This is a genomic window from Pantoea sp. UBA5035, assembly GCF_002415245.1.
Classification (GTDB): Bacteria; Pseudomonadota; Gammaproteobacteria; order Enterobacterales; family Enterobacteriaceae; genus Pantoea; species Pantoea septica.
In genome coordinates this window covers 457,895-464,300 of sequence record NZ_DICD01000003.1, presented here as the reverse complement: position 1 = coordinate 464,300, position 6,406 = coordinate 457,895, and the positions used below count along the sequence as shown (strand labels likewise).

General features: G+C 53.0%; 5 protein-coding genes and 2 pseudogenes. 4 read left to right on the top strand and 3 right to left on the bottom strand.

The window, feature by feature from the left end; all coding sequences use genetic code 11:
- Positions 1-521: 521 nt before the first annotated feature.
- From B3229_RS03050 to B3229_RS03040, 3 genes and pseudogenes are all read left to right on the top strand, one after another.
- Complete coding sequence (locus tag B3229_RS03050) at positions 522-1,484, top strand: chromate resistance protein ChrB domain-containing protein (RefSeq protein ID WP_349679554.1); 963 nt, start codon at positions 522-524, stop codon at positions 1,482-1,484.
- Positions 1,447-2,820, top strand: coding sequence for a chromate efflux transporter (chrA, locus tag B3229_RS03045; protein WP_286868469.1), 1,374 nt, complete (start codon positions 1,447-1,449; stop codon positions 2,818-2,820). The genes B3229_RS03050 and chrA overlap by 38 nt, the downstream gene beginning before the upstream one ends.
- A gap of 298 nt (positions 2,821-3,118) precedes the next feature.
- A pseudogene (locus tag B3229_RS03040) lies at positions 3,119-3,375 on the top strand (VOC family protein); the annotation flags it as partial.
- 240 nt (positions 3,376-3,615) lie between these two features.
- On the opposite strand, the gene B3229_RS03035 reads toward B3229_RS03040, so the two are convergent.
- Positions 3,616-4,245 carry a TetR/AcrR family transcriptional regulator gene (locus B3229_RS03035; RefSeq protein WP_286868466.1) on the bottom strand — a complete coding sequence of 210 codons (630 nt, stop codon included), beginning with the start codon at positions 4,243-4,245 and terminating at the stop codon, positions 3,616-3,618.
- Between the two features lie 158 nt (positions 4,246-4,403).
- Positions 4,404-4,922, bottom strand: coding sequence for a hypothetical protein (locus tag B3229_RS03030; protein WP_286868463.1), 519 nt, complete (start codon positions 4,920-4,922; stop codon positions 4,404-4,406).
- A gap of 102 nt (positions 4,923-5,024) precedes the next feature.
- Between B3229_RS03030 and B3229_RS03025 the strand changes: the two are divergent.
- A pseudogene (locus B3229_RS03025) lies at positions 5,025-5,486 on the top strand (zinc-binding dehydrogenase); the annotation flags it as partial.
- Between the two features lie 79 nt (positions 5,487-5,565).
- On the opposite strand, the gene B3229_RS03020 reads toward B3229_RS03025, so the two are convergent.
- On the bottom strand, positions 5,566-6,312 hold the full coding sequence (locus B3229_RS03020; RefSeq protein ID WP_286868461.1) for an SDR family oxidoreductase: 747 nt from the start codon (positions 6,310-6,312) through the stop codon (positions 5,566-5,568).
- Positions 6,313-6,406: the final 94 nt, after the last annotated feature.

Sequence of the window (6,406 nt, the reverse complement as noted above, 5' to 3'; positions counted from 1 at the left end):
TCGATTTATTCAACAAAGCCAAGCTGGAGCAGCTAAAACGGCGAAACCTATAACAAGTGCAAATGCTGCTTTAAGAGTGCGATGCTTGAGCATGATATTTCCTCAATGTTATTTATTATTCGAATGAAATATAAGATGAAGCCGCAAACCTGACAATGTCAGTACGGCCTGAATTACTCCCAGCCAATGGTTAAAGCTAAAATCAACTTTCATGCTTTTAAGTTTATGAAAAGACGTGAGCAATAGCCTGACTGTAATACCGAGCCAGACCATTTACAGGACTGGCGCAAACTTTCTTCCTGCCATCGCAAAAAGACAGTGCGGGCGCTTCCGGCTCGTCTGAAAACGCTTAATGACACACAGAAATCGCTTTGCTGATGTCAGACTGACATAAGGTCAGGCTGGTGAGCTCTCCTACTCTCCCATTTACCAGTCAGCCGTAACACTCTCCTTTTAATGGCACACCCCACTAAAAATATGTAGCACTTAAAACAAATTGTAGTAATGTCTACATCATGAAAATGCACATATTAGTACTTAAGCTTACAACGGCCCAGTCTACGCTGCGTATGCGTGTCTGGCGAACCCTTAAAAACAGTGGTGCTGCTGTCCTGCGCGACGGTGTTTATCTCGTCCCCGACGCAGAGGAAGGATATCAAACCTTCTTGGCAACGTGCCGGGAGATAAAAGATGAAGGCGGAGCGGCTTATGTCTTTACTGCTGACGTTTCTGAAGAGGAGGGATTCCAGCCGCTGTTTGATCGTTCTGAGCAGTACGGGGAAATTTTAAAAAAACTCTGCGCATTCCGGAGCGCACTTCAGGCTGACGGTCTGCCGGGAGAACTTAAAAAGCTGCGTAAGCTGCGCAGGGAATTCGACAGGCTCGGAAATATTGACTTTTACCCAGGTGAAGCCCGACAGCAGGCGGCATCGGCGCTTGCCTCTGTGGAGCTGGAGATAAACCAGCTGATATCCCCGGGGGAACCGCATGCCGTGCCGGGCACACTGATGCGACTCAGCCGGGAGGATTACCAGGGCCGGATCTGGGCGACGCGCAGCCGTCCCTGGATTGACCGGCTTGCCAGCGCCTGGCTAATCCGGCGTTTCATTGACTGTGACGCGCGTTTTCTCTGGCTTGAGGACACGGGAGCCTGTCATCCGGATGCGGTGGGCTTTGATTTTGACGGCGCCATGTTCAGCCATGTCGATAACCTGGTCACCTTTGAAGTGCTCATCAGACGCTTCGGGCTGGAGCAGAGGATACCCGACGATATGGGTCTGCTTATTCACTATCTGGATATCGGAGGCGTACAGCCTTCTGACGCTGCAGGTGTGGAAAGCATTCTGGCAGGCCTGCGTGAAAGCATTACGGACGATGACAAACTGCTGGCAACAGCCTGTGCGCTGTTTGACGGTTTACTGATGTCTTTTGAAATGAGGTCTGGCAATGAGCAAAATGATGGAACTCCCCCACGCTCAGGATAGCGCTGAGCCGCCATCGGTATCCTTCAGAGAGGCCATCCTCTTCTGGCTGAAGCTCGGCTTTATCAGCTTTGGCGGCCCGGCAGGACAGATTTCGATTATGCATCAGGAACTGGTGGAAAACCGGCGCTGGATATCAGAGCAGCGATTCCTGCATGCGCTGAATTTCTGCATGGTATTACCCGGCCCGGAGGCACAACAGCTGGCAACCTATATCGGCTGGCTGATGCATAAAACCTGGGGCGGTATCGTTGCCGGTCTGCTTTTCATTTTGCCATCGTTGCTGATTCTGATTGCGCTGGGCTGGATATATATTGCCTGGGGTGATGTAGCCGTAGTGGCCGGGATTTTTTACGGCATTAAACCCGCCGTTGCGGCGGTAGTGTTGCAGGCTGCACACCGGATCGGCTCGCGCGCCCTGAAAAATGGTGCCCACTGGGCGATAGCCGCAGCAGCATTTGTCGCTATTTTTGCCCTGAATGTACCGTTTCCGCTGATTGTACTGGTCGCCGCCGTTACCGGATTTATCGGTGGGCGTATAGCGCCGGACAGGTTCAGGGCCGGTGGGGGCCATAAAGCTCAGGATAAAGGCTATGGGGCTGCCATCATCGACGATCATACACCGCTGCCCGCGCATGCCGTCTTCAGCTGGATGCGCATGGCAAAAGTCATTGCTGCCGGGGTGCTGCTCTGGCTTATACCTATGAGCATGCTGACGCTGATGCTGGGATGGACCCATCCGGTGACGCAGATGAGCTGGTTCTTTACTAAGGCTGCACTGATGACCTTCGGCGGTGCCTATGCAGTCCTGCCCTACGTTTATCAGGGCGCGGTAACGAATTATGGCTGGCTGACGGCGGGGCAGATGATGGATGGTCTGGCACTGGGTGAATCAACCCCCGGTCCATTGATTATGGTCGTGACCTTTGTCGGTTTTGTGGGCGGTTATACAAAAGCCGTGTTCGGCACCGATGCTCTTTTTTTAGGAGGCACAGTAGCCGCCTGCCTGGTAACGTGGTTTACCTTCTTGCCATCATTCATTTTCATTCTCACCGGCGGGCCGTTTATTGAAACCACCCATAACAATGTCGGGTTTACGGCTCCTCTGACGGCCATAACTGCTGCTGTGGTGGGCGTCATCCTCAATCTGGCGCTCTTTTTTATCTGGCACATTGTCTGGCCAGCAGGTGCAGGCGGTAGTATTGACCCGTGGGCCGCTGCCATTGCCGTAGCCTCTGCTGTTGCGCTTTTTCGCTTCAAATGGAAGGTTACGCACGTTATTGCTGCCGCGGCGATAGCGGGCCTGGTTATACACACAACAGGACTTTCCGGTGCATGATGAAGAAATAAAGAATTGTATGAGCCTGATCGTTTTCTGAAAGTCACTGCGAACCTCGATATCTCAGTGCTCAGTTTCTGCATCAAAAAGTGAGATTGCCGTGTGTTAGCTTTGAAAAAGTGTCCGCTCCTCGCTCACACCGGACCTCGCCCTGCGCGCCTGTCTGCTCAGAACCAGAAGCGGACGTTAGCACCTAAGATTTGGCTATTATCTTTTGTGATAAAAAGGCGCCTCCAGGCAAATATGTTAGAAACCTGATGGAGCAAAAATAACAACGCAAATGCGATGCATGGGATAGGTGGCCGTAGGGGTTGATGATGACGATCGGGCGAGTATTACACGGACAAGCCAGGCTTTACGCTTGCCGAGGACACGCCGCAGCCAGATAAGCGCTGGGCCGTGGTGATACCCAACCCTAAAAGCGACTGCAATATTCTTCTGGCCCGCGCCTTAAACGAGAATCATTAAAGTTTTATCGGCAATCAGTGTGACAGGCGCGTATTCCTGTTTCTACAAACGGATGACTTCTGGCGCGACTTCAGTGCCATGAAAGCAAATTAAATTTTGGCAAGATTACAACTTCTGTCGGCTTCAACTACGTTGTACCGCAACGCATTCAGGTAAAAGGCCAAAAACATGAATAGGGCACGCAGGTTTTCAGCTGAGATAGCGGAAAACGTCTTTTGAAAAAGCGCCCTTTATCGATCCAACCGCACAGCGCCATGCCCTCTTCGCATTCAAGCACAACCATTGTTCTTCTTCTTTTTCGACGTCGCACAAGCGTGCCTGCCTCCATCATATTGAGGCCTTTACTGAATGATCAGCATCTCTGTTTATCAGCACCGATTCGACAATAAACGCATTACACTGTTTAAGTTCCTCGTTGTCTGGCTGGATTTTTCCATATACCCGCATGCCTTCCAGCATCATAAAAATGCTCAGGGCCATGACTCGCGCGCTCTCATCGCGTCGAAAAAGCCCCTGCGCCTGGCCTTCGCATACTATTTTTTCTAACCGATTAATTATCGAATTGAATTTATTATTGACCTTACTCTTTACCTCTTCATCGCCCGGTAAAAGTTCACTGGCAGCGGCAATGGTAAAACACCCCTTCTCTCCATCAGGCGTGGATGACAGAAGCGCCACAAATTCGAGCGTTTCGCGCAAGGCCGCTTCTGGCGATAAATCTGTATCGTGTTTCGCTCCTCTGGAAGCGCCCTCATCCATGTAATGCTGCAATGCCGCGAGATAGATTGCTCGCTTATCGGGATAGAGCTTATAGATACTGGCGCTGGCTAAACCTGAGGCTTTCATAAGATCGCTCATCGAGGTTGCCCGATAACCTTTCTGCCAGAAGCACTCCAGCGCAGTGTTGAGAAAGTCCTCTGGATCGAACTCTCGGGGTCTGCCAACAGATGATTTCATTGCTTTCTCCTGTGCTGATGATCAATTGTAGATCGATCAATCTACAATTAAAAGCGCTTGTTTATATCTGGCTTTCTCCTCATTGCTGGATGCTGCTTTATGACATCCTTAGCTGTCTCAGGGATTAACCCTACGGCAGCTAAGGCGCGTCGCGGATATCAGTCAGGCTTGCAGTGGTAGCGCATGCCGGTTGGATCGTCGGGAGCGGGCGCAATCTCCCAGGACGGAAAGTGGGTGGCGTCGAACTCTTCAAATCGCAGGCGGGTAGTGCCGTTGGCACGAACAAAGCGAGCAATCTCATCGGCCTCTTTTTTACTCTCCGGGAAAATGACGTGGACGCTGTCCGGATCGAGTTCAGTAACCTCTGCATCCTGTTCCAGCCATGAGGTCACTTCATAGGTATAGCGGGCGTAAACCACGCCATCCACCGTACCGATGCTTTCGGCTCGTGAGCGCTGTCGCCCGTCCTGGAAGGAGAGGATTTTTCCGCGTACATAATTTCTGACCGTTACGCGATGCATCCCGGCGGAAAGACTCCCCTCGCCCTGGCAGATCAACACCGTGCCTGGCGGCTGGGCGTTTTCGAAGCGCTCTATTTCTTCCCTCGTGGCCGCTCCGGCTCCGGCGGCGTACAACATTATGGCTGGCAACAGCCAGGCGGCTTTTCCATGCGTCATTTTACTTTCCTTGCTATAGCGAGTGATCGATCGGTTATCGGCAAGAACAGGCTCGATCATGAGAGTTAATGTTAACGTCCGCTTTTCACTCACCGCAACCCCCACCTCGCCGTTCAGGTCGCCAGATGGAAAGGCGCGCAGGTGACAGCCGTGGCTTCAGGTAAACACGAGGCGCTGTTACGCGCGCTGGGCGTCGAAGCCTTTATCGACTATCGCTAGCAGGCCGCCGAAACCGCCGTGCAGCCTGTCGATCTGGTCATTGACGCCGTTGGCGGCGCGAATATGGAGCGGTTTCTGGCAGTTATCAAACCTGGCGGAGCGCTTTATCTGGTTAATCCGCTGGGGTTCGCCGGGCATCAGGAAGCCGCCAGACGCGGCATAACGGTATCATCAACCCAGGTTCGTTCAAGCGGGAAACAGCTTGAAGAAGCGGGTCGCTTACTGGAAAGCGGCGCCCTGCGCGTGGTGACAGACAGTATCTACCCGCTTTCAGAGGCCGCGGCAGCGCACAGACGGGCGGCACAAGGCGGCATTCAGGGCAAGATCGTCTTGATCGTTGACTGACCCAGCTGCCAGCAGGTAGACCCTGATGAAATGGCGAGCTGCCACTAACTGATGCAGTAGCAGTCGTAAACGCGCAGGATTAACCCACTTCGTGCATCAGCGCCACCGCATCGTCTCCCGCAGGTATACGCAGCGGCGTACCGGGATCGGTGGCGGCACGCCATATCGCTTCCGCAACGTCAATCGCCCTGGTGGTGGGTTGCGGCTGCTGCATACCGGTGAACACGCGCTCCAGCAGCGGCTGATAGGGTTCAGGCTGGGTGTTCTCCATACGCGACCGGGCGTTTTTGCCGAAATCCGTGGTCGGAGCCAGGCCCGGCAGAACCAGGCGCACGTTGATGTTGAACGGCTGTAATTCCAGCGCCAGCGATTCGGTAAAAGCGTTCACCGCTGCCTTGCTTGCCGTATAAACCGCCAGCAAAGGCAGAGATTTAAGCGTCACGGTAGAGGTGACGTTAATCACCGTGCCGCTCTGCTTCGCGCGAAACTGCGGCAATACAGCCTGCGTCATCGCGATGGTGCCGAGCGTATTGGTCTCGAACACCTCACGCACCGTGGACATCTCCATACCTTCCAGCGCGGCGAGCACGCCTATTCCGGCGTTGTTTACCAGAACATCAATCTCGCCCGCTTCTGCGATAGCCTGCCTGATGCTGGCCTCATTGCTGACATCCAGCGGCAGCAGACGCAGATTATCGGCATCCGGAAAGAGATCGGCTCGTGGATTACGCATGGTGGCAATCACCTTCCAGCCGCGTTCAAGGAAATAATGCGCCGTTTCATGACCAAAGCCTGAAGAACATCCGGTGATTAAGATCGTTTTCATAATTTACGCCTGCCTGGTGTTGGGATAGGCGATTACTATATAGTCAGTTTTATGTACGGACTATAATGCATAGTCCAGCATTCATTCGCAGGAG

Coding starts and splice junctions, on each gene's coding strand:
- B3229_RS03050 (WP_349679554.1), top strand. CDS start 522: ATGCACATATTAGTACTTAAGCTTACAACGGCCCAGTCTACGCTGCGT.
- chrA (WP_286868469.1), top strand. CDS start 1,447: ATGAGCAAAATGATGGAACTCCCCCACGCTCAGGATAGCGCTGAGCCG.
- B3229_RS03035 (WP_286868466.1), bottom strand. CDS start 4,245: ATGAAATCATCTGTTGGCAGACCCCGAGAGTTCGATCCAGAGGACTTT.
- B3229_RS03030 (WP_286868463.1), bottom strand. CDS start 4,922: ATGACGCATGGAAAAGCCGCCTGGCTGTTGCCAGCCATAATGTTGTAC.
- B3229_RS03020 (WP_286868461.1), bottom strand. CDS start 6,312: ATGAAAACGATCTTAATCACCGGATGTTCTTCAGGCTTTGGTCATGAA.